Origin of the sequence: Streptomyces sp. NPDC018833, from assembly GCF_044390825.1 — a bacterium.
Lineage (GTDB): Bacteria > Actinomycetota > Actinomycetes > Streptomycetales > Streptomycetaceae > Streptomyces.
In genome coordinates this window covers 408,423-432,048 of record NZ_JBIRZM010000005.1, presented here as the reverse complement: position 1 = coordinate 432,048, position 23,626 = coordinate 408,423, and the positions used below count along the sequence as shown (strand labels likewise).

General features: G+C 73.4%; 21 protein-coding genes and 2 pseudogenes. 12 read left to right on the top strand and 11 right to left on the bottom strand.

Features of this window, described 5'->3' with window-relative positions:
* Nucleotides 1-73 precede the first annotated feature (73 nt).
* Nucleotides 74-424: a VOC family protein gene (locus tag ACH5AF_RS14005; protein ID WP_398901858.1), complete on the bottom strand. Its 351-nt coding sequence runs from the start codon at nt 422-424 to the stop codon at nt 74-76.
* Nucleotides 425-482: 58 nt separating this feature from the next.
* Nucleotides 483-1,292: a methyltransferase domain-containing protein gene (locus tag ACH5AF_RS14000; RefSeq protein ID WP_398901856.1), complete on the bottom strand. Its 810-nt coding sequence runs from the start codon at nt 1,290-1,292 to the stop codon at nt 483-485.
* A 257-nt stretch (nt 1,293-1,549) separates the two neighbouring features.
* On the opposite strand from ACH5AF_RS14000, the gene ACH5AF_RS13995 reads away from it, so the two are divergent.
* On the top strand, nt 1,550-1,993 hold the full coding sequence (locus ACH5AF_RS13995; protein WP_398901854.1) for a protein phosphatase: 444 nt from the start codon (nt 1,550-1,552) through the stop codon (nt 1,991-1,993).
* A gap of 137 nt (nt 1,994-2,130) precedes the next feature.
* Here ACH5AF_RS13995 and ACH5AF_RS13990 read toward each other — a convergent pair whose 3' ends face one another.
* Nucleotides 2,131-3,654 (bottom strand): bifunctional phosphatase PAP2/diacylglycerol kinase family protein, encoded by a 1,524-nt coding sequence (locus tag ACH5AF_RS13990; protein WP_398901853.1) that lies wholly within the window; start codon nt 3,652-3,654, stop codon nt 2,131-2,133.
* A gap of 281 nt (nt 3,655-3,935) precedes the next feature.
* On the opposite strand from ACH5AF_RS13990, the gene ACH5AF_RS13985 reads away from it, so the two are divergent.
* Both ACH5AF_RS13985 and ACH5AF_RS13980 read left to right on the top strand, forming a co-directional pair.
* A complete protein-coding gene (locus ACH5AF_RS13985) occupies nt 3,936-5,153 on the top strand; it encodes an aminotransferase class I/II-fold pyridoxal phosphate-dependent enzyme (protein ID WP_398901851.1) in 1,218 nt (405 codons plus the stop codon).
* 21 nt (nt 5,154-5,174) lie between these two features.
* On the top strand, nt 5,175-6,233 hold the full coding sequence (locus ACH5AF_RS13980) for an MBL fold metallo-hydrolase (RefSeq protein WP_398901850.1): 1,059 nt from the start codon (nt 5,175-5,177) through the stop codon (nt 6,231-6,233).
* Nucleotides 6,234-6,336: 103 nt separating this feature from the next.
* Here the strand turns inward: ACH5AF_RS13980 and ACH5AF_RS13975 are convergent, their stop codons facing one another.
* Nucleotides 6,337-6,954 (bottom strand): DedA family protein, encoded by a 618-nt coding sequence (locus ACH5AF_RS13975; protein WP_398901849.1) that lies wholly within the window; start codon nt 6,952-6,954, stop codon nt 6,337-6,339.
* A gap of 38 nt (nt 6,955-6,992) precedes the next feature.
* Nucleotides 6,993-7,775, bottom strand: a complete 783-nt coding sequence (locus tag ACH5AF_RS13970; RefSeq protein WP_398901847.1) for an MBL fold metallo-hydrolase — start codon at nt 7,773-7,775, stop codon at nt 6,993-6,995.
* A gap of 252 nt (nt 7,776-8,027) precedes the next feature.
* On the opposite strand from ACH5AF_RS13970, the gene ACH5AF_RS13965 reads away from it, so the two are divergent.
* The 3 genes from ACH5AF_RS13965 (at nt 8,028) to ACH5AF_RS13955 (ending at nt 11,853) form a co-directional block, all read left to right on the top strand.
* Nucleotides 8,028-10,190: an alkaline phosphatase family protein gene (locus tag ACH5AF_RS13965; protein WP_398901846.1), complete on the top strand. Its 2,163-nt coding sequence runs from the start codon at nt 8,028-8,030 to the stop codon at nt 10,188-10,190.
* A gap of 69 nt (nt 10,191-10,259) precedes the next feature.
* Complete coding sequence (locus ACH5AF_RS13960; protein WP_398901845.1) at nt 10,260-11,306, top strand: zinc-dependent alcohol dehydrogenase family protein; 1,047 nt, start codon at nt 10,260-10,262, stop codon at nt 11,304-11,306.
* A 127-nt stretch (nt 11,307-11,433) separates the two neighbouring features.
* Entirely contained in the window at nt 11,434-11,853 is a 420-nt protein-coding gene (locus ACH5AF_RS13955; protein ID WP_398901842.1) for a hypothetical protein, read from the top strand.
* Here ACH5AF_RS13955 and ACH5AF_RS13950 read toward each other — a convergent pair.
* The 3 genes from ACH5AF_RS13950 to ACH5AF_RS13940 all read right to left on the bottom strand — a co-directional run bounded on the left by ACH5AF_RS13950 (nt 11,843) and on the right by ACH5AF_RS13940 (nt 14,626).
* Nucleotides 11,843-12,655, bottom strand: a complete 813-nt coding sequence (locus tag ACH5AF_RS13950; RefSeq protein ID WP_398901841.1) for a helix-turn-helix domain-containing protein — start codon at nt 12,653-12,655, stop codon at nt 11,843-11,845. The two genes, ACH5AF_RS13955 and ACH5AF_RS13950, sit on opposite strands and share 11 nt — an antisense overlap.
* A gap of 34 nt (nt 12,656-12,689) precedes the next feature.
* Nucleotides 12,690-13,109 (bottom strand): SsgA family sporulation/cell division regulator, encoded by a 420-nt coding sequence (locus ACH5AF_RS13945; RefSeq protein ID WP_398901840.1) that lies wholly within the window; start codon nt 13,107-13,109, stop codon nt 12,690-12,692.
* Nucleotides 13,110-13,546: 437 nt separating this feature from the next.
* A complete protein-coding gene (locus ACH5AF_RS13940; RefSeq protein WP_398901839.1) occupies nt 13,547-14,626 on the bottom strand; it encodes a phosphatidylinositol-specific phospholipase C domain-containing protein in 1,080 nt (359 codons plus the stop codon).
* A gap of 630 nt (nt 14,627-15,256) precedes the next feature.
* Between ACH5AF_RS13940 and ACH5AF_RS13935 the strand changes: the two genes are divergently transcribed.
* Nucleotides 15,257-16,798: an ATP-dependent DNA ligase gene (locus ACH5AF_RS13935; RefSeq protein ID WP_398901838.1), complete on the top strand. Its 1,542-nt coding sequence runs from the start codon at nt 15,257-15,259 to the stop codon at nt 16,796-16,798.
* A gap of 54 nt (nt 16,799-16,852) precedes the next feature.
* On the opposite strand, the gene ACH5AF_RS13930 is transcribed toward ACH5AF_RS13935, so the two are convergent.
* The gene (locus ACH5AF_RS13930; RefSeq protein ID WP_398901837.1) at nt 16,853-17,359 is read right to left on the bottom strand and encodes an FBP domain-containing protein; all 507 of its coding nucleotides are present in this window, start codon (nt 17,357-17,359) and stop codon (nt 16,853-16,855) included.
* A 120-nt stretch (nt 17,360-17,479) separates the two neighbouring features.
* Here ACH5AF_RS13930 and ACH5AF_RS13925 point away from each other — a divergent pair, with 120 nt between their 5' ends.
* Nucleotides 17,480-17,782 (top strand): 4a-hydroxytetrahydrobiopterin dehydratase, encoded by a 303-nt coding sequence (locus ACH5AF_RS13925; protein ID WP_215176997.1) that lies wholly within the window; start codon nt 17,480-17,482, stop codon nt 17,780-17,782.
* Nucleotides 17,783-17,803: 21 nt separating this feature from the next.
* Nucleotides 17,804-18,520, top strand: a pseudogene (locus ACH5AF_RS13920) (class I SAM-dependent methyltransferase); the annotation flags it as partial.
* A 403-nt stretch (nt 18,521-18,923) separates the two neighbouring features.
* On the opposite strand, the gene ACH5AF_RS13915 reads toward ACH5AF_RS13920, so the two are convergent.
* The gene (locus ACH5AF_RS13915) at nt 18,924-19,751 is read right to left on the bottom strand and encodes an NmrA family NAD(P)-binding protein (RefSeq protein ID WP_398901836.1); all 828 of its coding nucleotides are present in this window, start codon (nt 19,749-19,751) and stop codon (nt 18,924-18,926) included.
* 114 nt (nt 19,752-19,865) lie between these two features.
* Here ACH5AF_RS13915 and ACH5AF_RS13910 point away from each other — a divergent pair, with 114 nt between their 5' ends.
* Complete coding sequence (locus ACH5AF_RS13910; RefSeq protein ID WP_398901835.1) at nt 19,866-20,813, top strand: AraC family transcriptional regulator; 948 nt, start codon at nt 19,866-19,868, stop codon at nt 20,811-20,813.
* Nucleotides 20,814-21,001: 188 nt separating this feature from the next.
* Here ACH5AF_RS13910 and ACH5AF_RS13905 read toward each other — a convergent pair whose 3' ends face one another.
* On the bottom strand, nt 21,002-21,835 hold the full coding sequence (locus ACH5AF_RS13905) for an aldo/keto reductase (RefSeq protein ID WP_398901834.1): 834 nt from the start codon (nt 21,833-21,835) through the stop codon (nt 21,002-21,004).
* A 285-nt stretch (nt 21,836-22,120) separates the two neighbouring features.
* Between ACH5AF_RS13905 and pqqA the strand changes: the two genes are divergently transcribed.
* Both pqqA and ACH5AF_RS13895 read left to right on the top strand, forming a co-directional pair.
* Nucleotides 22,121-22,282: a pyrroloquinoline quinone precursor peptide PqqA gene (pqqA, locus tag ACH5AF_RS13900; RefSeq protein WP_398901833.1), complete on the top strand. Its 162-nt coding sequence runs from the start codon at nt 22,121-22,123 to the stop codon at nt 22,280-22,282.
* Nucleotides 22,283-22,293: 11 nt separating this feature from the next.
* Nucleotides 22,294-23,620: pseudogene (locus tag ACH5AF_RS13895) on the top strand (MBL fold metallo-hydrolase).
* Nucleotides 23,621-23,626 lie beyond the last annotated feature (6 nt).

The following is a 23,626-nucleotide window of genomic DNA, read 5'->3' as shown; positions in this document are numbered from 1 at the left end:
GGCCTCCCGAACGCATCGGTGATCAAGGCTACGGTGACCGGGAGGAGTGGCCCCCCGCGAATATGACGGTACGTCAGACTGCCTTGCGGTCCACGTACTCGAAGACCGAACCGTCCGGGTGGACGGCGATCAGATTGCGCCCCACCGGGGTCGGCACCGGACCGGCGACGACCTGGGCGCCGACCGCGGTGAGCGTCTCGTACGCCTCGTCCACGTCCTTCACCGCGATCGTCGCGGACACCTTGCGGAGGACCTCGAGCTCCGACTCCGGACCGCTCATCAGCAGGAAGCAGCCGACCGCCGCTACCGAGACGCCGCCGCGCTCGAAGCGCAGCGGCGGGGCGCCGGTGAGCCGTTCGTAGAAGGCGGCCGACGTCTCCAGGTCGTCGACGCAGATGCGGAGGGTGGTTCCGAGGATCTCCATGACGGCGAGGGTAGTTGGCGTCAGCGGGCCCTGTCAGGGGCGTGCGCGGGACGAGGACTCACACCCGGCACAGGATCTCGCCGTGCGGGACCATGAACCAGCCGTCCTCGTCCGCGCCCCAGGTGCGCCAGCCATCGGCGATCGCGGCGAGCTGCGCGGCGGTCGCGTGACCGCCGTCCACCGCGATCCGCGCGTACACCGAAGCGGTCGTGCGGTCCGCCCAGAGCCCGCTCCACCACGCCCGCTCCTCGGGCGCCGTGAAGCACCATGCGGCGGCGGTCGCCGTGATGTCGGTGAATCCGGCGGCGCGGGCCCACGACACGAGCCTGCGTCCGGCGTCGGGCTCACCGCCGTTGGCACGGGCCACCTGCCGATAAAGCGCCTGCCACTCGGAGAGCACCGGCAGGTCGGGGTACCAGGTGAACGCGCCGTAGTCGCTGTCGCGTACCGCGACGACCCCACCCGGACGGCACACCCGGCGCATCTCGCGCAGGGCCGCCACCGGGTCGCCCACGTGTTGCAGGACCTGGTGGGCGTGGACGACGTCGAAGGAGTCGTCGGGGAAGTCCAGGGCGTGGACGTCGGCGACCGCGAAGCGGACGTTGTCCAGCCCGCGTTCCTCGATAAGCGCCCGGGCCTGCCCCAGCACGTCCTGCGCGGCGTCGACCGCGGTGACCCGTCCGGGCGCGACGAGCGCGGCGAAGTCGGCGCTGATGGTGCCGGGCCCGCAGCCGACGTCCAACACGTCCTTCCCGGGCCGCAGTTCGCCGAGCAGGTACGCCGCGGAGTTCTCGGCGGTCCGCCAGGAGTGTGAGCGCAGGACGGACTCGTGGTGCCCGTGGGTGTAGACGGCGGTCTCCTTCGACATGGCGGGTCTCCTTCGCTGGGCTGCACAGCCCCGTCACCTGGATGGTGCCGCCACCGTACGCGCTCTGTCTGTATGGCGAGATAGAATTCTCGAATAGTGGACAACTCTTGCGGGAACGGCGGTCGGCCGCACGGTGGTTGTGGCGGCCGGACCCTGAGGACGGCAGCCGACGTCCCTGGGGGCGCATCGAGCAGTCGGCCGGGCAGCGGCCCGGCGAAACGCCTGCACCCACCCCCGGCACGCGCGACAATCGGCTGATGACCGAGACCTGGACTCCGACCGCCCCCGGTGTGCTGCGGCTTCCCTCCGGGAGGCTCGTCCGGGGTCGGGGGCTGCGGCGGCCGTTGGCCGCCGGGCCGCTGCCACAGTTCGGCGTGTATCTGCTCGGCAGGCAGCCGCCGCCCACCGACTGGGAGGCACGCTGGCTGCGCTGGCCGGACTTCCGCCTCCCCGCCGACCGCGCGCTCGCGTGCGAGCTCCTGCGCGAGGCATGGGAACGGGCCGCCGCCGAACGGGTCGAGATCGCTTGCGGCGGCGGGCGGGGCCGGACCGGAACGGCCCTGGCCTGCCTGGCCGTTCTCGACGGCGTACCGGCCGGTGAGGCGGTGGCGTTCGTCCGCGCACACTACGACCGGCATGCCGTGGAGACACCGTGGCAGCGGCGTTACGCAGAGCGCTTCGCGGACAGCGCGAGGGCCTGAGCGCAAGGGGGCCTCGGCGACCAGCTCCCCCGTGGCCGGCCGCCGAAGCGCGCTGTGCCATGGTGCTGGACGCGGGGGCGGCACGTCGAACCGATTTACGCGCCCGAGGCGGCATCGGACCGGTCCCTTCGACGGCCCTACAGCAGCTCCTGCGGCCGGTAGACCGTGAGGGCGTCCACCAGCTTTCCGATCACCAACTCCCTTGGTGCGGGGGCAACTTCGCCGTCGTAAGCCAGCAGGGTGCCCGGTGCCAGGCCGCCGATGCGCACCTGGCGGAGCTGCCGGGACGCATGCACGGGCGAGCGCTTGAGCCTGCCCGCCAGTGCCGCGCCGAGGAGGCGCCAGCCCGGCGCGCGTCCCCCGTGCACCACACGGACGTCGAGCAGACCGTCCGCCAGGTTGTCGCGGTGACCGGGCGTGGGCCCGACGCCCCTGTACACGCCGTTGCCCGCGAACAGCAGCCACACCGGGCGGCGCCGCCCCTGCACCTCGACCTCCACCGGATGCTCGACGCGCAGTACGCGGGCTGCCGCGAGAACCCCTGCCGGCCAGCTGCCGATCCGGGGCGACCAGCGCTCCCGGATGCGGACCAGCTCCGGGTAGACGCCCAGGCTGAACGTGTTGAGGAAGTAGCCCGGCGCCGCGCTGCCGTCCGGCCCGGGGGTGAAGCGTCCCAGGTCCACGCCGACGGCGTCCCCGGCCTCCACCGCCCGGCACGTGTCGCGCACGGACTCTATGCCCAGGTCGTAGGCGAAGTGGTTGAACGTGCCGCCGGGAAAGACCGCCAGCGGTACGCCGTGCGCGGCGGCCACGGCGGCCGCCTGGCCGACTGTGCCGTCACCGCCGACGATGCCCAGCGCCCGTGCCCTGCCCGCGGCCTTGGCGAGGTGGGCCGCCAGCTCCTCGGGCGCGCATTCCACGACCTCCGCGAGCGGCAGCTCGGTGCGCACCTCACGGGCGTGGTCCGCGGACCCGGACCCGGATTCGCGGTTGACGACGACCACCAGGCCCTCACCGCCCCGCAGCGCGGGTGCCTCCGCCTTCGGGCGGCCAGGCGCGGGCAGCTGCGACCGCGTCGGCACCAGGCCGCGCACCGCGAACGCCGCGCCGGCGCCGAGCACCGCACCCACGAGCACATCACTCGGGTAGTGCACCCCGGTGTAGACACGGGAGAACGCGACGGATGCGGCCACCGGCGCGAGCGCTGCGCCCCAGCTCCTCGACTCCAGCGCGACGCCGGTGGCGAACGCCGTGGCCGACGCGGCATGACCCGAGGGAAAGGACGTGGTGAAAGGACGCCGCTTCAGCTGCCGTATGACCGGCACCGCGTCCAGCAGCGGCCGGTTCCTGCGAACGGAACGCTTGCCGACGGTGTTGATCAGGGCAGAGGCGACCGCGAGCGAGGCCACGCCCCGCACGGCCGCCCGGCGCGAGCGTACGTCGCGTCCGAGCACGGCGATCCCGGCCGCCGTCCCGAACCACAACAGCCCGTGGTCCGCGGCCCTGCTGAGCCGCGGCAGGACCGGCTCCGCGCCCGGCCATTCGCGTTCGGCGACGGATCGCAGCACCTGCCGGTCCCAGGTGCTCAGGAGCCCGGCGATCCGTCCGCGGCGGCGGGTGCTCACCTGTGCGTCGACCAGTGGCATCTCGGGTTCTGGCATGTCGGGCGGATACCCCCCATGGCGTGACCCACGCGGGCACACCCCCATTCGGTGGCGGCAGCGAGCGGACGCAGCGAGCGGGGGGACGGGGGACAAGGGGAGGGCCGTTCGGGGCCACCCGGAGATTCCCGAGTTGCTGTGGCCCGATCGGCCCCGGCACCACGGTCCACGGGGCGGTATCGGCCAAACCTTCGTATAAAGGGCTAGGGGCCTAAAGGGCCAGGGGCCGGGCAGGCATCCGGCGTCGGGAGCGCTCGCGAGCGGTGGAGGTAGGTGGCGGGATGCACGGCACGGCGTCTGAGGGACGTGGCCCCGTCCGGTACGGGCCGCACGCGCCGGAGACCGGGCTGCCGGTTCTTCAAGGACCCGTCGCGGTGCTCTCTGGTGCCGCCGTCGTCGCCCGGAGCGAGCCGCCCGGCGGCGGCGCAGCGCTGCGCGAGGCCGCCTGCGGATACTGGCAGCGGCGTGGCCTCCCCAGCAGCCCCGCCGAGGTCGTCGCCGCCTCCGGAGCGCAGCCGCTGCTTTTCGCGCTGCTGGGCGCGTACGACGGCGATGTGCTGATGCCCCGCCCGTGCCCCGCCTGGTGGACCCCGCAGGCGCGGCTGCTGGGCCGTCCGGCGTACCACGTGCCGACCCCGGCCGAGTGCGGCGGCGTGCCGGACCCGTTCGCGCTGCTGGAGACCGTACGGAGGGTCCGCAGCGAGGGCGGCCGGCCCCGGCTCCTGCTGCTGTCCGTCCCCGACGACCCCACCGCCACCGTCGCTCCGCCGGAGACCATGCGGGAGGCCTGCGAGGCCGCCGTCGACGAGGGGCTGCACATCATCAGCGACGAGACCTGGCGCGACACGCTCCACCAGCCGCGCGACACCGTGCTGCTGAGCCCGGCGGAGATGTGCCCCGGTGATGTCACCGTGATCAGCGATCTCTCAGGCGCGCTCACTCCCCAGTCCTGGCCCGTCGCGGTCGCCCGGTTCCCGGTCGGGGCGGACGGCGCCGCCCGGCGCGCCCGCACCCTGGACTTCCTCACCGCGCTCGGCGCCGTCGTCCCCGCTCCGCTTTCCGCCGCCGCGGCCCACGTTCTCGGCGAGCCGGCCGAGGTGGCGGAGCGGACGGTGCGTGCCGCCGCCCTGCACGCGGAGGTAGCCGCGGCCGTGCACCGCACCGTGCTCGCGGCCGGCGCCCTGTCCCGCCCTCCGCAGGCGGGCCGTCATCTCTACGCGGACCTCGGCCCGTTGCGCGGCCGTCTCGCCGAGCGGGGCGTCGGCGACTCCATGGAACTGGAGGAGTACCTGAGCGACCGGCTCGGCACGTCCGTCCCCGGCGGGCACCGCTTCGGCGACGAGCTGGGCGCCCTGCGGGTGCGGCTGTCCACCGGGCCGCTGCTCGGCACGACCGCCGACGAGCAGCTGGCCGCTCTGGCCTCCCGGACCCCCCTGGAACTGCCCCATGTGGAGCGGGCATTGAGCAATCTCGGATCGGCCTTCGACGAGCTGCGTTGACGCGTTGACGGGAGACCCTGGATGACGGACCAGTCAGAGATGACGGAGCAGGCAGAACAGAGCGGACCCGCACAGCATCCGGCGGGCACACGCCCGGGCCGTACGGCGCCCCCGCCCGCCACGACCCGCCCCCTCGGCGAGATCCGCATCTGGCCGCGATCCTTCGCCGACCGGCTCACCGCTCCTCTCCCGGGCGTCCGCGCCCTGGCCCGGTTCGCCAGGGAGGGCGCCGTACGGCCCGGTCCCGCGGGGCTGCGCGACATCCCGCTGCTTCCCTTCGCACCCGGCACGCTGCCCGAGGCGGACACCACCACCGTCGCCGTCACCTGGGCCGGGCACGCCAGCTGGGTCCTGCGCATCGGCGGGCTCACCGTCCTCACCGACCCGGTCTGGTCCCGCCGCATCCTCGGCACCCCGGCGCGCATCACCCCGGTGGGGGTGCGCTGGGAGGATCTGCCGCCCGTGGACGCGGTCGTCATCAGCCACAACCACTTCGACCACCTCGACGCCCCCACGCTGCGGCGGCTGCCCCGCCGCACACCGCTGTTCGTGCCCGCGGGGCTCGGCGGCTGGTTCCGGCGCCGCCGCTTCACGCGCGTCACCGAGCTCGACTGGTGGGAGGGAGCCGAACTGGGCGGTGTGCGCTTCGACTTCGTACCTGCCCACCACTGGTCCAAGCGCACCCTTCTCGACACCTGCCGCTCGCTGTGGGGCGGCTGGGTGCTCACCGACGCACTGGAGCGGTCTGTGTACTTCGCGGGCGACACCGGCTACGGGCACTGGTTCAAGGAGATCGGCCGCCGTCACCCCGGTATCGACCTGGCCATGCTGCCCATCGGCGCATACGCTCCGCGCTGGTGGCTCAGCGATGTGCACACCGACCCGGAGGAGGCGGTGCGCGCCTTCGAGGACCTCGGCGCACGGAACATGGCGCCCATGCACTGGGCGACGTTCGTGCTGTCCGCGGAGCCCGTGCTGGAACCGCTCCAGCGACTGCTGGCGGCCTGGTACCGCACGGGCCGGCCGCGCGACGAGCTGTGGGACCTTCCCGTGGGCGGCTCACGGGTGCTGACGGCCTGAACCCTGGTCGTACGGCGGCCTGAACCCTGGCCGTACGGGCGGCCGGTCCGCACGCCCGCCGACTCGCGCCCGTGCGCCGTCTCCCCGCGCCCGCCGGCCGGTATCACGCCCGTCGGCGGGTGCCAGGTTGCCGCATCCTGCGCCACACCGCCGGCGCCCCGCCGACCAGCACGGTCAGGGCGACCGCCGCGACCACGCCCTGCCACGGCTGGGCGAACAGCGATCCGCCCAGAATGCCGATCAGCCCGTACGTCGCCGCCCACGCCAGGCACGCCGGAGCGTCACCGCGCATGAAGCGGCGCAGCTCCATCCGGGCCAGCAGGCACGCCAGCATCACCGGGATCCGCCCGGCCGGCATCAGACGCGAGAGCACCAGCACCGTCACCCCGTGCTCCGCGAGCTTCTCCTGCGCCTGCTCCAGCCGGTCGGGCGCGGCCCGCCCCCGTAGCGCGGCCAGCCAGCGCGAACCGTTCCGGGAACCGACCCCGCGCCGGCCGAGCCAGTACAGGGCCACGTCCCCGACGAACGCGGCCAGCGACGCGATCAGGAAGACGAACAGCAGGGCGAACGGTGCCGTCTGATGGACCGCCACCACCGCCGCGGAGCTGACCACCGCGCCGGTCGGCACCACCGGTACCAGCGCCCCGAGCGCCACCAGCAGGAACAACGAGGGATAGCCGACCGCCTGCTGTGTCGACTCCGGCGGCAACTCCCTTGTCACCTCCGCGAATTGTGCGGCAATCGCCGGAATGCCCGGGGTCACCGCCCGGCCTCCGGCCTGATGCGCTCGCCGTGGCCCAGCCGGTGCACGCTGACCTTCGGCGCGAGCCGTGCGGCCTTGCGGACGAACTCGTCGCCGGGCGCGTAGAACTCGTGCGGCCGGACGCCGTCCATGCCGATCGGCCAGTACGTGCCGTAGTGCACGGGCACGGCCGCGCGGGGCGAGAGGGAGGCGAGCGCCTCCGCCGCCCGCCCGGCGTCCAGATGGCTGTGACCCAGGTACGGGCCCCAGCCGCCGACGGGAAGCAGCGCCACATCGACCGGACCGACCTCGTCGGCCATGGAGTCGAACAGACCGGTGTCGCCTGCGAAGTACGTGTCGGCCTCGCCGCTGACCACATAGCCGAGCGCGGGGGAGCGGTGCGGCCCCCAGGGCAGTCTGCGCCCGTCGTGCCGCGCGGGGACCGCCCGTACGCGCAGGTCGTCGACGCGCACCTCGTCGCCCGGCGCGACCTCGGTGACGCGCAGGTCGGCCGCCGCGGCGACCCGCCGCAGCCCCGGCACCGACCGTGCCGCGCCGGCGGGCACGACCAGCCGGGTGCCGGGTGCGAGCCGTGCGAGCGAGGGCAGATGGAGGTGGTCGGAGTGCAGGTGGGAGACGAGCACGGCATCGGCGACAGTGGCCTCGACCGGCGGCAGGGCGCCGCGACGCCTGCGGAGATGGGCAAGCCGCCGTACGAGCAGGGGGTCGGTCAGCACCCGGACCCCGGAGTCCTCGATCGTGCAGGTGGCATGACCCCACCAGGTGATCTCCACCGGCACGCGACGCCTCCTCGTAGCAGGTCCCCCGTACCGTACGAGGGTAGATGCCCCCGGCCGGGACCGGTCCTCGGTCCGGGCTGTTGGCCGCGGCGGACCCCTGCACCGAGTGCGCTCTCGCGGCGATCCGTCGTGGCCCCGGCGCCGCGAGCGTCGTGCCCCGGGCACACGACCAGCCGCTCCCGGCAGACCCCCGCCCAGGGGCGCCGCGCTGTGCCACGCTGGAGGCCTAATTGGAGGGGTGAGGTGACACGCGTGGTCGCAGGGCGGTGGCGCACTGCCGGAAGGGCCGTCTTCCGGGTCGTCGTGGTCTGGGGCGTGTCGACCGTGACCATGCTGGCGCTCGCCGGGCTGCTGCCCGACTTCCGCCTCCAGTCCGCCGACGGCGACAGCGTGACCCGGACGGCGATCACCGCCGGCTGGGGCGCGGGCGCCTTCGGCCTGCTCGGGGCGCTCGTGTGGCCCGTGATCGTACGGGCCCTGCTGCTCGTTCCCGCGCTCGTGCTCGGCCTGCTCGTCTTCTTCCTCAACGGCTCGCTGCTGCTCATCGCCCTGTGGCTGATTCCGGACGGCCGCGGCACCGCGAACCCGGAGACCGCCGTCGTGGTGGCCGCCGTGATGTCTGCCGTCGCGTCCGCGACGTCCACCGCGCTCGCCGTCCGCGACGACGACGCCTACCGGCGCAGGCTCTCGCGCCTGGCCCACCGCCACAGCAGCCGCCGCGGCGAGGACCCCGGGCGTTCCGGTTCGCCGGGCACGGTGTTCGTACAGCTCGACGGTGTCGGCCACGACGTGCTGCGACGGGCGGCCGACAGCGGGGTGATGCCCACCGTCGCGAGCTGGCTCGGCGACACTCACCGGCTCACCCCCTGGCGGACCGACTGGTCGAGCCAGACCGGCGCCAGCCAACTCGGCATCCTGCACGGCTCCAACCACGACGTGCCCGCCTTCCGTTGGTACGAGAAGGACCGGCGCCGGATCGTGGTGAGCAACCGCCCGGCGAGCGCGGCCGAGCTCCAGCGCCGTGCCGTCGAGCGGACGGCCGACGGCGGGCTGCTGACCGTGGACGGGGCGAGCCGCGGCAACCTGTTCACCGGTGGCGCCGACCAGGTCGCCCTGGTCCTGTCCGTCGCGGCCCGCCGGGGGCACGCCAACCGCTCGCGGGCCGGCTACTTCGCGTACTTCTCCGATCCGGCGAACGCCGTTCGCACCGCCGTGTCGTTCGTCGCCGAGGTCGCCCGCGAGATCGGTCAGTCGACGCGTGCACGACTGCGAGGCGACGAGCCGAGGGTCGGCCGCGGCGGGCTCTACCCGTTCATCCGCGCGTTCGCCACCGTCGTCGAACGCGACGTGGTGGTGGCCGCGGTGATGGGGGACATGCTCGCGGGCCGGACCGCCGTCTACGCCGACCTGGTCGCCTACGACGAGGTCGCCCACCACTCCGGACCGCACAGCGCGGACGCCCAGGCAGTGCTGGAGCGGCTGGACCGCTCGCTCGCGCTGATCGCCAAGGTCGCCGAGCACGCGCCCCGCGACTACCGGATCGTGCTGCTGTCCGACCACGGCCAGAGTCCGGGGAGCAGCTTCGAGGACGCGTACGGGCTGACCCTGCGCGATCTGGTGCGTGCCGGCTGCGGGCTGCCGGTGCCGCGCCGTGCCGAGCGTTCCAAGAGCGGGGCGGAGGCCCGCGACGCGGCCCGTGACGCGCTGCGCACCGCACTGCACCGGGACGTCGAGGAGGACGGGGAGCTGGAGCAGTCCGCGGCGGGCTCCGATCCGATCGTGCTGGCTTCGGGCAATCTGGCCCTGATCTCGTTCCCACACGTGCCCCACCGGGTGAGCCGGGAGGAGATCGAACGCCGCCATCCCGCGCTGCTGTCGACCCTCGCGAACCATCCGGGCATCGGGTTCCTGCTGGTGCACAGCGAGGAGCAGGGATCGGTGGTGCTCACGCCGGGCGGCGTCGCCGTGCCGCTCGCCGACCTGAAGGAGGGCGACGGCGGGCCGCTCGCCCCGTTCGGCCCCGGCGCGGTGGACGCCGTACGGCGCACCGACGCGTTCCCGCATGTCGCGGACATCATGGTGAACTCGATGTACGACCCGAGGACCGGCGTGGTGCACGCCTTCGAGGAGCAGATCGGTTCACACGGAGGGCTCGGCGGGGAGCAGTCGGAGGCGTTTCTGCTGTCGCCGCTGGAGCTGTCGCCGCCGGTGCCGCCCGGGGGCGAACTGGTGGGGGCGGAGCAGGTTCACCGGGTGCTCAGGCGCTGGCTGCGGGAGTGCGAGGGGCCGCAGGTCCCGATCGGGCCGCGCGTCTTCGCCCGGCCGGAGAATGTGCGGGAGTTCTCCCGGCGGGACCGCCATGCGGAAGAAGAAGTCCCAGTTCCTGAGGGTTCCCCGCCGGACGAGACCATGTGATTTTCTACAGCCTGATGCCGGCTCGGAAGATCTCGGAAGATCAGGGCCTGCCGAGGAGAGCGGTGACACATGCGTGCGGTGGTGTTCGACGAATTCGGCCGGCGGCCCGGGATACGGGAGGTTCCCGACCCCGTCCCCGCGCGTGACGGCGTCGTCATCAGGGTCGAGGCGACCGGACTGTGCCGCAGCGACTGGCACGGCTGGATGGGCCACGACGCCGGCATCGCCCTGCCGCACGTCCCCGGCCACGAACTGTCCGGACTGATCGCCGCCGCCGGCCCCGATGTGACGGGCTGGTCGGCCGGCGACCGGGTCACCGTCCCGTTCATCTGCGCATGCGGCCGCTGCGGCGCCTGCGCCCGGGGCGCCCAGCAGGTCTGCGAACACCAGGAGCAGCCCGGCTTCACCCACTGGGGCTCCTTCGCCGAGTACGTCATCGTGCACCACGCCGACACCAACCTGGTGGCTCTGCCCGACGGCATGCCGTACGCCACGGCCGCGAGCCTCGGCTGCCGGTTCGCGACGGCGTTCCGGGCGGTCGTCGGCCAGGGCAGGGTGCGGCCGGGGGAGTGGGTGGCCGTGCACGGCTGCGGTGGAGTCGGCCTCTCCGCGGTGATGATCGCCGCCGCGTGCGGGGCCCGCGTCGTCGCCGTCGATGTGTCGCCCGGCGCGCTGGAGATGGCCCGCAGGGTCGGGGCCGAGGCGGGCGTGGATGCCTCCGCGCTGCCGGCCGGCGGCGTCCCCGCGGCCGTCCACGCGGCCACGGGCGGCGGCGCCCACCTCTCGATCGACGCACTCGGCGCGGCCGTCACCTGCGAGAACTCCGTCCGCAGCCTGCGCAGCCAGGGCCGCCACGTCCAAGTCGGCCTGCTGCCCTCGGGAGCGCATGTCCCCATGGACCGCGTCGTCGCCCTGGAGCTGGAGATCCTCGGCAGCCACGGCATGGCCGCCCACGACTACCCGGCGATGATGGCGATGGTCGCCTCCGGTGCGCTGCGCCCGGAGCTGCTCGTGACGGCGGAGATCACTCTCGACGCCGTACCCGACGCGCTCATGGCACTGGACACCGCGCCCGGCACGGGCGTCACGGTGATCACCCCGCACGCCGCGGCCTGACGCGCATTACCTCCGGCGTAATCGACGGTCCCGCGGCCGGACGGCAGTCTGAGGTCACCGGAGCCGGGCGGCGCACTCCGTCCGGACTCCGGCCCGTCCGTACGACCTCGATGGAGGCTGATCCCTCATGTCCCAGGCCCTGCTCGCCGGCATCTCCCGTACCACCGAGCCCCGGACGATGCTACGCCGCTTCCTCGCTCTGGACGCCGCCGTCACCGGGGCCAACGGGCTCGCGTACGCCGCCGCGTCCGGGCCGGTCGGCCGCTTCCTCGGGGTGGACGACCTGCTCCTGCTCGGCGTGGGGGTGTTCCTCGCCGTGCTGGGCGGAGCCATCGGTCTGCTCGCCGCCCGGGCCCACCCGCCCGTGCCACTGGTCAAGGCCGTCATCGACGCCAACATCGTCTGGCCCCCGCTCAGCCTCGCCGCACTCGCGCTCTGGCTGGAGCCGACACCGGCCGGCGCGGTGTGGACCGTCCTCCAGGCCGTGACCGTGGCGGGCTTCGCCGCCCTGCAGTGGTCGGCGCTGAAGGCGACGGCTAGGGCGTGAGCGACCGCAGGTACGTGACCGTCGCCGGGTCGGCCGGGAGGAACGTCTCGATGGCCAACTCCGCGACGGTCACGTCCATCGGGGTGTTGAACGTCGAGATGGAGGAGACGAACGACAGCACCCGCCCCTTGTGCTCGATCCGCAGCGGGAGCGCGACATACGGCTCCGAGTCCTCTCGGTCCCCCCGGTCGTCCGGGCCGTCGCCCGCCTCCGGCAGGGGGTAGGCCGCGACCTCGTCGTACAGATCGCGCAGCGCCCGCGAGCGGGCGAGCGCCATCTGGCGCTCCATCTGCGTCAGCAGATGACCGCGCCACCGGCGCAGATTGCGGATGCGTGGGGCGAGCCCTTCGGGGTGCAGCGTGATCCGCATGCCGTTCAGTGGGGGCGTGAGCAGGTGCTCCGGCAGGCCGTCGAGCAGCATCGCGATGCCGCGGTTCGCCGCCACGACGGTGTACGAGCCGTCGACGACGAGCGCCGGATACGGCTCGTATCCCCGCAGCAGCCGTTCGATGCCGTTGCGGAGGGCGCCCATGGAGGGGTCGTCGACGGGTGTCTCCGTGTACCGCGGGGCGTAACCTGCGGCGAGTAGTAGCTTGTTGCGCTCGCGTACGGGGACGTCGAGATGGTCGGCGAGCCTGAGGATCATCTCCTCGCTGGGCCGCGCGCGTCCCGTCTCGACGAAGCTGATGTGGCGGGCCGAGGACCCGGCACGCAGGGCCAGTTCCAGCTGGCTGATCCGGCGCTGCTCGCGCCAGCCCCGCAGCAGCGGCCCTGCACCCGCACCGGGGACGACAGTTGTCATACCCCGACCGTATTACGGTGTCCCGGCGGTCGTGTCAGCCCCTCGCCTCCCCGAGCAGCGCGGCGAGCGCCCGTTCGATGTCCATGGCGGAGCTCTCGGCGGCGGCGGGTACGGCCGCGTAGGCGTGGACGAGGAAGCGGCGCAGTGTCGCGGTGTCGAACTGGAGCAGGGCCACGCCCTCCGGCGAGCGCAGCTCGACCATGGTCTGGACGCGTCCGCAGGGCCAGATGTGGACGTCGCCGTCACCGGACGGGGCGCGCAGCCCGGCATCGAGCAGGCTGCGGGCGAAGGTCCAGGTGACGCCCGTGTCGTTGAGGCAGGCCTCCGGGGGGAAGACCATACGGACGGCGAGCGGGTCGGTGTCGCGGTACCGCAGAATCACCGGCACGGCCAGGGAGTGGGGCGCGTCGCTGATGAGACGGGCCACGACGGATTGCTCGATGGAGGGTGACATCGCTCGCTCCTCTTGCTGCTGTGCGGTTCTGCTCCTTCTGCATGGGACGACGTCACGGCAGGGCTCACCCGTACGCGAGCAACACCAGTGGCGCGTGTGACCTGCATCACCCACCTTCGAACTCAGGAGGCTGGATGGCCAGACCTTTGCGGCATTGCATTTCGGTATAAAAGGGACGCATGCCCGGTGGGGTCCGTGAATTCCGCGCTTCGGGTCCGGTCGTCCGCTTTTCGGGCGGCGAGCCGGTGACCGAAAAACGCCCCGAGCCGCGAAATGGCCCGGGGCGGGGGAGGGGGGAGCCCCGGCCGGACGGGGGTTTCCGGCCGGGGCGGTCAGAGGGCGGGGTCCGGGGCTGTCAGGCCGGCCCCCGCGTATAGATGAACGATAAACCACCGTTCGGTGTTCTCGTCATCGACAGCGATCTTCCGTGATGCGTGTTACTCGCCGTAAGGCTCTCCCTCCTGGGCGGCTCCCCGGGGTGTCACCGTCGCCAGCACCGACGGCAGCGGATACCAGTCGGCGGACACCACGTTCGCGTGCCGCCCTGCCAGCAGGGCGACCCGGTCCCGAGCCTGCGCCTCGGCCGGGTTCGTGCCGTCGATCACGGGCGCGACCTGGTGCGCGGCGGTCATGACGACGAGGTAGCGGTTGCGGTCGTACCAGGATGTGTCGATCGATCCGCCCGCGTACGTGCTCGCGTCACCGTCGAACACGACGAACCACGGCCGGATCGAGGCGTCCGCATACCGGCTGCGCGGGTCGCCGGCGGCCGCCTTGTGCACCGCCGGAAACGCACCGGCCTCGCCGAGACGGCCCGTGGCCTTCAGATCGCGCAGGTGCTGGGCGTACTCGCGGTCGGTCAGGAGCGTATCGGCCGGATTGCCCTCCTCGACCGTGCCCGGGATGAGCTCGACGACGAACCGGCCGGCCATCTCCGAACGGGCCGGCCAGCCGTTCGCCCGCACGGCCGCGTCGAGGTCCTGCTGACCGCCGGCCAGGTCCGCCGGACGGAAGAGCGCATCGCCGAGCTTCGCGGTCAGCAGCGCGTCCAGCTCGTCGGGGCCCCGGCCACTGGTGTTCCGGAAGCCGTCCTTGAGCTCCATCTTGACGAGCACCGGACGGTGCCCGGGGTGGGCGTCGTGCCAGGCGCGCATGTCGGCCAGGCAGCCGCCGAGGTCCCGGTTCCTCGGCTTCGAGCGCAGCTCGCCGGCGTGCGCGGCGCCCACGCAGTTGTTGTCGTTCCCCAGCGGATTGCTGTGCGAGACCCGCCAGGACCTGCCGAAGGCGTTCGTCCAGACGTCGATCTCCAGCATTCCGGCGCCGGAGTCGAGCGCGTCCGCGAAGTACGGGTACTTCGCCTGCTCGTAGGCGTTGTGCACGCCGACCCATGTGGTCGCGGAGTAGGGCAGCTGCCCCGGGTCCGCCGCCGGTGTGGCCGCCTCGGCCGGAGCGAGCGCGGCGGCGAGCAGGCCGGTCGCGACGAACGTCGTCACGGCCATGCGCAGGAACGTCCCCATGGGGCATCTGTCCTTGTGTCGAGTGGTCAAGTCGACGGAACAATAGGGGAGTTGGGGGAACGGTCGGGAGACGGTACCCGGCCGTTGCGGGGCCACGCCGCGAGCACATGTCCTGCACAGCCCCGGACACGTTCGCCGTGGCGGGGGCGTGGGCTACGCGCCTGCGGCCGAGCCGACCTGACGGGCGGCGCTCCAGGTGCGGGAGGGATCCGGCCCCGCCGGGCACCCTCACCCCCTGGGGCCACCCCCTGGCTTTCACGGGGGGACACCCACCCACGGGCGCCGGGGCCGTCGGGAATGTTCGAGCCGCGGCGCTCGGGGGCGGCGCCCCGACGGGGGTCCGGGCTCCCGGAGCAACCTGAGCTCCGCTGGTCACCACCCAGGCGCCGGCCGCAGCGGGAGTTCGTGGCGCGGGTTCGGGGCGGCGCCCCGACGGGGGCGTGGGGCGCGGGTTCGGGGCGGCGCCCCGACGGGGGCGTGGGGCGCGGGTTCGGGGCGGCGCCCCGACGGGGGCGTGGGGCTCCGGCCCCGTCGCCGCCCGGTCCAGGGGGCGGCATGGGCGCGGCGCGTGCCGGGTCCCGGGAGGCGGGAACGGGTGCGGGGGGCCGGGCAGCGAGGCACCATGGCCGCATGCTCCTCGCCCGACTCGCCGAGGTGTCCCGAGAGGTCGCCGCCACGTCCGCCCGCTCGGGGAAGATCGCCGCGCTCGGGGAGCTCTTCACCGAGGCCCGCCCCGAGGACGTCGCGCTCGTCATCTCGTACCTCGCCGGACGCGTCCCCCAGGGCCGTATCGGCATCGGCTGGAGCGTGCTCAAGGAACCCGTACCGCCGGCCGCCGCGCCCGGCCTGACCGTCACCGAGACGGACGCCGCCCTCACCGGACTCGCCGAGGTCTCGGGGCCCGGCGCCCAGGCAGAGCGTCGCGAACGGGTGCGCATGCTCATGGCCGCCGCCACCGCCGAGGAGCAGCACTTCCTGATCCGGCTGCTCACCGGAGAGGTACGTCAGGGAGCGCTCGACGCCGTGGCGCTGGAGGCGGTCGCCAAGGCTGCCGGAGCCCCCGCCGCCGACGTGCGCCGGGCCGTGATGCTCGACGGCTCACTGCCGCGGGTCGCCCGCGCCCTCCTCGCCGACGGCCCCGAGGCCCTCGCCCGCTTCCGGCTGAGCGTGGGCAGCCCCGTGCAGCCGATGCTCGCCCACACCGCGAAGTCCGTGACCGAGGCCGTCGCGGCGCTCGGCACCGGCTGCGCCGTCGAGGAGAAACTCGACGGCATCCGGGTCCAGGTGCACCGCACGGGGGACGACGTCCGGGTCTACACCCGTTCCCTCGACGACATCACTACCCGGCTGCCCGAAGTGGTCCACAGCGCCCGGGAGATGGCCGGGGACCGGTTCATCCTCGACGGCGAGGTCATCGCCCTCCGCCCGGACGGCCGCCCCCTGCCGTTCCAGGACACCGCCTCGCGCGTCGGCTCCCGCCTCGACATCGACGCGGCACGCGCCGCCCTGCCGCTGTCGCCCGTCTACTTCGACGTCCTGGCCGCCGACGGCGAACCCGTCCTCGACCTGCCCGGCCACGAGCGCCACGAACTTCTGACCAGGCTCGTGCCCGGGCCGATGCGGGTCCGCCGCCATGTCGTCGACGACCCCGCCTCCGGGGAGCAGGTCGCGGCGGCGGAGGCGTTCTTCACCGAGACGCTGCGCATCGGCCACGAGGGCGTCCTCGTCAAGGCACTCGATGCGCCGTACGTCGCGGGCCGCCGGGGCCGGTCATGGCTGAAGGTCAAGCCGGTGCACACGCTCGACCTCGTCGTCCTGGCGGCCGAATGGGGACACGGGCGGCGCACCGGGCTGCTGTCCAACCTCCACCTCGGTGCCCGCGCCGAGGACGGCGGCCTCGTCATGCTCGGCAAGACGTTCAAGGGCCTCACCGACGAGATGCTCCGCTGGCAGACCGCACGGCTGCGCGAACTCGCCGTCGACGACGACGGGTTCACCGTCCGCGTCCGTCCCGAACTCGTCGTCGAGGTGGCCTACGACGGGGTGCAGCGCTCCCCCCGCTACCCGGCCGGGGTCGCACTGCGGTTCGCGCGTGTGCTGCGCCACCGGCCCGACAAGCCCGCGGAGCAGGCCGACACGATCGAACAGGTCCTCGCCACCGCCCGGCCGTGACTGCGGCGGGGTGTCAGCGCAGGCCCCGAACCCGGACTGCGGCGCGGCGGGGTGTCAGCGCAGGCCCAGTACCTTGTCCGCGAACGCCGACAGATTCGCCGTCGTGCGCGCGATCCGCTCGTCGAGCGTGAGGCTCTCCTCGTACCGGCCGTGCCGCAGCTTCGGCTGCTTCTTGCCGCGCACGTACAGCGAACAGGCGAGGTCCGCGCAGAGATACGTGCCCACGGTGTTGCCCTCGCGGCCCGCGGTACCGGCCAGCGGCGCGGCGAACAGGGTCACCCCCGAGGACGCGTGCCCGGTGAGACACGCCTGGCACATGCTCGACTTCAGCGCGCTCGTCCGCTCGGTGGCGGGGATCCGCAGCGTGATGCCGACCGGCCGGTCCTCGCGCGGCAGGACCAGGTGCGCCTTCAGCGGCGCGCCCGGGTCGACCCAGCCGAGGAAATCCAGGTCGTCCCAGGGAAGTTCATGGAAGTCCGCGGACAGGCGCATACGCGATGCCTCGCCCTTCGTGCAGTTGACGAAGGAGGCGCGGATCTGTTTGTCGGTCAAAGGTTCCACTCGGTGGAACGTACACAGCGCGTCCCGGTGCAGGCATCCGAATTATCGGGCATCGGATCTATGGTGTCCCCGTCTTCACGGTGCCCCGTCCGCCGTCCCCTCCCGGAAGGATCCCCGGTCATGCCCACCGAGCCACTGTCGCAGAAGGAGATCGAGGACCGGCTGCGGGAACTTCCCGGATGGTCGCTCGACGACGGGCGCATCGCCCGCTCCTACCGCCTCGCCTCGCACTTCGCCGCGACCGCCATGGTCGTGCACATCGCGCAGATCCAGGAGGAGCTGAACCACCACTCCGTCCTCGCCCTCGGCTACAACACCCTCGCGCTGACCGTGCACTCCCACGACGTGAACGCCCTCACCGAACGGGACTTCGCCCTCGCCGAGCGGGTCGAGGAGATCGCCCCGGGGCACGGCGCGAACTGACGCCCCTGGCATGCTCAGGCCATGCTCGACTACGACCGTGAAGCGGCCCACTACGACGCCACCCGCGGCGGTGTCCCGCGCGCGGAGGCCGCCGCTGCCGCCGTCCGCAGGCTGATACCGCCGACCGCGCGCATCCTGCTGGACATCGGCTGCGGCACCGGCCTGGTGACCGAACGCCTGCCCCGCCCTGGCCTGCGCGTACTCGGCTGCGACGCCTCACCCGGCATGGCGCGCAAGGCCGTCGAGCGCATCGGTGGCGTCATCGCGCTCGGCGACGTACGGCGGCTGCCGGTGCGGGACGCGGCGGTCGACGCGGTGAGCGCCGTGTGGCTGCTGCACCTGGTGCCGGACCCGGCCGAGGTCGTCGCCGAGGCGGCGCGGGCGCTGCGGCCCGGCGGGGTGTTCGGCGCCACCGTCGACAAGGATGCCGGGCACGACGTGGGCAGCGACATCGACGCCGTCCTGCGCCCGCACCGGTCCTTCGCCCGCGCGTCCGACCGTGCCGGCCTGATCGAGCGGTAGGCCGCCGCCGGCGGTCTGCGCCTCGCCGGCCGAGCCCGCTTCACGGGCCACGGCCAGGGTCGCACGCCGCGTTCGGCGGCGGACGCCTTGACGGCGGGGCGGTTCGCCTCCTGGTTCACCGACTCGGACGACGGTGCCACCGCTCGGCAACTGGCCGCCGCGCTCGGCCGGTTGCCGGATCAGGACCGGCGGTGGCCGGACCCCTGCTACGCCCTTTCGCCTTCCGCAAGGAGATCTGACACTCCGGCCGTGCCCTCACATGAGGTCTCCCGTCATCGTCGGGGAGCGAGTCGGCCAGGTAGGCGTCCACGTCCGCACGGTCCGGTGCGAGCATGTGGCGCACCCACGCGTCGCGTTCGTGCGCGACGGGCGGCAGTTCCCACACACTGGGCCTTCCGCCCGACCGGCGCCAGGGCCAGCGCTAGGGCAGGCACGTACCGCCACGTCGTCGGGACCGGCGCGGCCCCGGCACGTCCGTACGGGGCGCACCACGGCCTGCGAACTGCGGCTCACGGGCCCCGCTCCTGGCAGCCCGGACGCTGCGGTACCGCAGCGCCGGTCGTCGCGCGGCGGGCCCACCGCCGACGGCGGCGGGTGCCAGTGCCACCCCCGGCGCGCGTCACGCGTCCCACGTGCCCGATGCCGCCGTCTCCTTCACCCACTCGGTGAAGTCCTTCGGGGCGCGGCCCAGGATCCTTTCCACGTCGTCCGTCACCGTCGCGTTGTGGCCGTCCAGTAGGCTCGCGAACAGGTCCGCGAGCCACCCGGCCGCCGGCGCGGGAAGGCCGTGTCCCTCGAGTATGCGCGCGTACTGTCCCGCCTCCACCGGCACGTACCGCACCTCACGTCCCGTCGCCCGGCCGATCTCGCGTGCGGCCTCGGCGAAGGTGACCGGCCGGGGACCGGTCAGTTCGTGGACCATGCCGCTGTGACCCGGTTCGGTCAGCGCAGCCACCACCACGTCCGCCAGGTCGTCTGCGTCGACGAACGGCTCCGCCGTCGTGCCCGCCGGGAAGGCGAACTCCCCTGCCCGCACGTCCTCGTGGAAGCTGCCCTCGCTGAAGTTCTGCGCGAAGAAGGCGGCCCGCACCACCGTCAGGTCCACCCCCGACTCACGCAACGCGCCCTCCGCGACCACCGCCTCCGGCTCGCCGCGACCGGACAGCAGCACCAGCCGCCGTACCCCGGCCCCGGCAGCGAGCCGGCCGAAGGTCCGCAGGGCCTGCGGGGCCGCGGGCGCGGCGAGGTCGGGGAAGTAGTTCACGTACGCCGCGTCCGCGCCCCGCAGCGCCGGCTCCCACGTCGACTCGTCCTCCCAGTCGAAGCGGACAGCGCCGCCGCGCGACCCGGCGCGTACGTCCGCACTGCCGGTTGCGAGGCGTTGCGCCACCCGCCGGCCCGTCTTGCCCGTCGCCGCCGTCACCAGCACCGTGCCGATGGTCGTCATGTCCATTTCCCTTCGTCGTCGTTTCGCTGCGATGCCTCCACACTCGCGGCCCGCGGCTGGACTCTCCATGCGTCAAAGGCTCAACCGCATACGCGTCCGTCTACGCTGTGCGACATGGACGCTCTCGCCGGACTGCTGGACGGGCCGCGGGCCAAGGGGGCCTTCTTGCTCCGCATGGTGATGGCACCGCCCTGGTCCGTACATGTCGAGGACCGGGCACCGCTGTGCCTGATGTGCGTCACCGAGGGCGAGGCGTGGATCGCTCCCGCCTCCGGCGCTCCCGTACGGCTGCGGCCCGGTGACGTGGCGGTTGCACGCGGCCCTGAGCCCTACACGGTCTCGCACGAGCCCGGTGCCGAGCCGCAGGCCAGGATCGGGCCGGGCGGGACCTGCCACACCCTGCGGGGGGAGCCGCTGGCCCGGTCCATGGATCTGGGCGTCCGCACCTGGGGGAACGCGCCGGACGGCGACACGACCGTGCTCATCGGCACGTACCAGATGCGGGGCGAGGTCAGCGGCCGACTGCTGGACGCCCTGCCACCGTTGCTGAGGCTGCCGGCCGAGGCGTGGAACTGCCCGCTGACAGACGTTCTCGCCGACGAGATCGCACGGGACGACCCCGGCCACAGTGTCGTCCTGGACCGAGTGCTGGACCTGCTGCTGATCGCGGTGCTGCGCGCGTGGTTCTCACGGCCTGACGCCGAGACGCCGGCCTGGTACCGGGCGATGGCAGACCCGGTCGTCGGCCGGGCGCTGCGGCTGATGCAGGACGACCCCGCCCGCCCGTGGACCGTGGCCTCGCTCGCGGCCGGGTGCGGGCTGTCCCGGGCGGGCCTCGCCCGGCGGTTCACGGACCTCGTGGGCGAGCCTCCCATGGCCTACCTCACCGGCTGGCGGCTCGCACTGGCGGCGGATCTGCTGCGCGACGGCGACGCGACCGTGGAGTCCATCGCCCGGAAAGTGGGCTACAGCGGGTCGTTCGCCCTGAGTGCGGCGTTCAAACGCGTACGCGGCATCAGTCCGCAGGAGCACCGCACCGAGGTCCGGACCACCGGCCCCTGACCGGGACCTGTTCATCGCCCGGCGGGCTCCAACCGCCCCCACTCATGACCGGGTTGGTGTCCCACTTCCGGATGCCGCCCCTTCCGCCGTGCTGCTGCTCGACGATCCGTTCCCGCGTCCCGACACGACGACGGCGCAGCCGCGTACGCGCGCCTGCGCCGTACCGTCCGAGCCGAACGGTGAGTGTCTCAGGCCATGTTGAACTGCGCCGGGTCCGGGCCGAGCCGCCTGCCCTCGTCGAGTGCGGCGAAGGCGGCCAGGTCGTCGGCGTCCAGCTCGAAGTCGAACACGTCGATGTTCTCCTGGATCCGGGACGGCGTCACGGACTTGGGGATCACGACGTTGCCGAGCTGGAGGTGCCAGCGCAGCACGACCTGGGCGGGGGTGCGGCCGTGCTTCCGGGCGATCGCGACGACCGTCGGCACCTCCAGCAGGCCCCTGCCCTGCCCGAGCGGGGACCATGCCTCGGTCGCGATGCCGTGCCGGGCGTGCGTCTCGCGGGTGGCCGACTGCTGCAGCTGTGGGTGCAGTTCGATCTGGTTGACGGCCGGGACGACCGAGGTCTCGCCGATCAGCCGCTCCAGGTGCTCGGGAAGGAAGTTGGAGACGCCGATGGCCTTGGCACGGCCCTCCTCGTAGATCTTCTCGAAGGCACGGTAGGTGTCCACGTAGGCGTCCTTCGCGGGCAGCGGCCAGTGGATCAGGTACAGGTCGACGTAGTCGAGGCCGAGCCTGTCCAGGGACGCGTCGAACGCGCGCAGCGTCGTGTCGTATCCCTGCCGGCTGTTCCACAGCTTGGTGGTGACGAACAGCTCCTCGCGGGCGATGCCGGAGGAGGTGACGGCCCTGCCCGTGCCCGCCTCGTTCTCGTAGGCCGCGGCGGTGTCGATGCTGCGGTAGCCGGCCTCCAGGGCCGTGGTGACGGCCCGCGCCGCCTCGTCGTCGGGCACCTGCCAGACACCGAAGCCGAGCTGCGGCATGGCGACACCGTTGTTGAGCGTGATGGAGGGGACCTTGCTCACGAGCGGTCGATCCTTACGTCGTCGGTTGGTACTCCCATGGTCAACGATCACATGCGCGGACGATTCCCGTCGCGGCACCCGGCGTCCCGCCCCGCGGCTCCAGGCGCAGTCGGTCGGCGCCATTGAACGCGGCTCGTCAAGGCGGGACCCTGTGGCAGATGCCTGAACGCCGGACATCGACATGAACGGCGTCCGGCTAGGGCGGCCCACGCCCGTGCGCGTCGCACGGCACTCCTGACCCCCCATCTCAGGAAGTCAGGTACGGTCATGCCCCTCACTCCGGTCATGCCCCGCACACCCCACACGTCCCGGGACCATCTCCCGCCGTCCGCCCACGACTTGCCCGTGCCCGAAAGCGCGCCGCCGACGGCCGTCTGGCAGTCACCGGACTTCACGGTCGTCGAGACCGCGCTGGAGGTCACCGCCTACGCCCTCGCCGACCGCTAGCGGCCGCCGCCATGCTGCTGCAGGTGCTCGGCACCGCGGCCGGCGGCGGACTGCCCCAGTGGAACTGCGCGTGTCCCGGCTGCGCCGGGGCCCGCGCACACCCGCGCCGCCGCCGGCTGCACGCCTCGCTCGCCGTGCGCGCCGACGAGCGCCGCTGGTACCTCGTGGGCGCCACCCCCGACATCGGCGAACAGATCGAGCGATGCCCCCATCTGCACCCTGGTCCGGGCGCGCGCGACTCGCCCGTCGCCGGCGTCGTCCTCACCGACGCCGAACTCGACCACACCCTCGGCCTCGCCCGGCTCCGCGAGGCCGACGGGTTCGACGTCCTCGCCACCGAGCCCGTCCGCGGCGCGCTCCTCGGCCGCCTGCGCATCGGCGAGACCCTCGCTCCCTACACCCGTGTCACCTGGCGCGAACTCGGCCCCGAAGCCGTCCCGCTCGCCGCCGGAGCCACCGTCGACGTGTCGGCCGTGCCCGTCGCGGCCAAGCGCCCGCGGTACGCGGCCGGGACCGGACCCGACGCACCCACCTGGGCCGTCGCCCTGCGTCTGCACGAGCGGGCCACGGGCCGCACCCTGCTGTACGCGCCGCGGCGACGTCGCGCGTGCGCCATGCGCATCGCCGGTGCCCGGGCGCTCACCGCGAAGGAGCGCGCCGCCCGGCTCGTACGGGAGGCGGAGCTGCCGCTGGGCGTCAACGTCGTCCTGCACCGGGGCAATCTGGACGCCCTCGACGATCTCGTGGAACTCGCCCTCGCGTGGGGTGCCGAGCGCATTGAGCTCGCCAACACCCAGTTCTACGGCTGGGCGTTGCGCAATCGGGACGCCCTCCTGCCGGGCCGGGAACAGATCGCCGACGCCCGCGTGCGGGTGGAGCGGTGGCGCGAGCGCCTGGTCGGCCGTATGGAGCTGGTCTGGGTCGTACCCGAACCATGTCGACTCGATCGCCAAGCCGTGCATGGGCGGCTGGGGTGCCGTCTCCCTCACCGTCGCTCCCGACGGCACGGTCCTGCCGTGCCCGGCCGCGGCCACCCTGCCCGGTCTCGACCCGCCCTCCGTGCGGCAGCACTCCCTGGAGTGGATCTGGTACGAGTCGCCGGCGTTCGGGCGCTACCGCGGCCACGCCTGGATGCGGGAGCCGTGCCGCAGTTGCGAGCTGCGTACCCGGCACTTCGGCGGCTGCCGCTGCCAGGCGTACGCCCTCACCGGGGACGCCACCCGTACGGACCCGGCGTGCTCCCGCTCCCCGGACCAAGCGCTCGTCCGCGACCTGGTCGACCGCTCACGCGAACCGGTCCGGGCCCCGTACGTCCACCGCGCCCGCGCCCGACCCTGACCAGGC

Bases quoted from the DNA above. Each gene is read 5' to 3' on its own strand.
- ACH5AF_RS13915 (WP_398901836.1), bottom strand. From the start codon at position 19,751: ATGACGACCATCGGCACGGTGCTGGTGACGGCGGCGACGGGCAAGACG.
- ACH5AF_RS13985 (WP_398901851.1), top strand. From the start codon at position 3,936: ATGCACGGCACGGCGTCTGAGGGACGTGGCCCCGTCCGGTACGGGCCG.
- ACH5AF_RS13925 (WP_215176997.1), top strand. From the start codon at position 17,480: ATGCCCACCGAGCCACTGTCGCAGAAGGAGATCGAGGACCGGCTGCGG.
- ACH5AF_RS13990 (WP_398901853.1), bottom strand. From the start codon at position 3,654: ATGCCAGAACCCGAGATGCCACTGGTCGACGCACAGGTGAGCACCCGC.
- ACH5AF_RS13995 (WP_398901854.1), top strand. From the start codon at position 1,550: ATGACCGAGACCTGGACTCCGACCGCCCCCGGTGTGCTGCGGCTTCCC.
- ACH5AF_RS13950 (WP_398901841.1), bottom strand. From the start codon at position 12,655: ATGACAACTGTCGTCCCCGGTGCGGGTGCAGGGCCGCTGCTGCGGGGC.
- ACH5AF_RS14000 (WP_398901856.1), bottom strand. From the start codon at position 1,292: ATGTCGAAGGAGACCGCCGTCTACACCCACGGGCACCACGAGTCCGTC.
- ACH5AF_RS13940 (WP_398901839.1), bottom strand. From the start codon at position 14,626: ATGGGGACGTTCCTGCGCATGGCCGTGACGACGTTCGTCGCGACCGGC.
- ACH5AF_RS13980 (WP_398901850.1), top strand. From the start codon at position 5,175: ATGACGGACCAGTCAGAGATGACGGAGCAGGCAGAACAGAGCGGACCC.
- ACH5AF_RS13935 (WP_398901838.1), top strand. From the start codon at position 15,257: ATGCTCCTCGCCCGACTCGCCGAGGTGTCCCGAGAGGTCGCCGCCACG.
- ACH5AF_RS13955 (WP_398901842.1), top strand. From the start codon at position 11,434: ATGTCCCAGGCCCTGCTCGCCGGCATCTCCCGTACCACCGAGCCCCGG.
- ACH5AF_RS13910 (WP_398901835.1), top strand. From the start codon at position 19,866: ATGGACGCTCTCGCCGGACTGCTGGACGGGCCGCGGGCCAAGGGGGCC.
- ACH5AF_RS14005 (WP_398901858.1), bottom strand. From the start codon at position 424: ATGGAGATCCTCGGAACCACCCTCCGCATCTGCGTCGACGACCTGGAG.
- ACH5AF_RS13945 (WP_398901840.1), bottom strand. From the start codon at position 13,109: ATGTCACCCTCCATCGAGCAATCCGTCGTGGCCCGTCTCATCAGCGAC.
- pqqA (WP_398901833.1), top strand. From the start codon at position 22,121: ATGCCCCGCACACCCCACACGTCCCGGGACCATCTCCCGCCGTCCGCC.
- ACH5AF_RS13960 (WP_398901845.1), top strand. From the start codon at position 10,260: ATGCGTGCGGTGGTGTTCGACGAATTCGGCCGGCGGCCCGGGATACGG.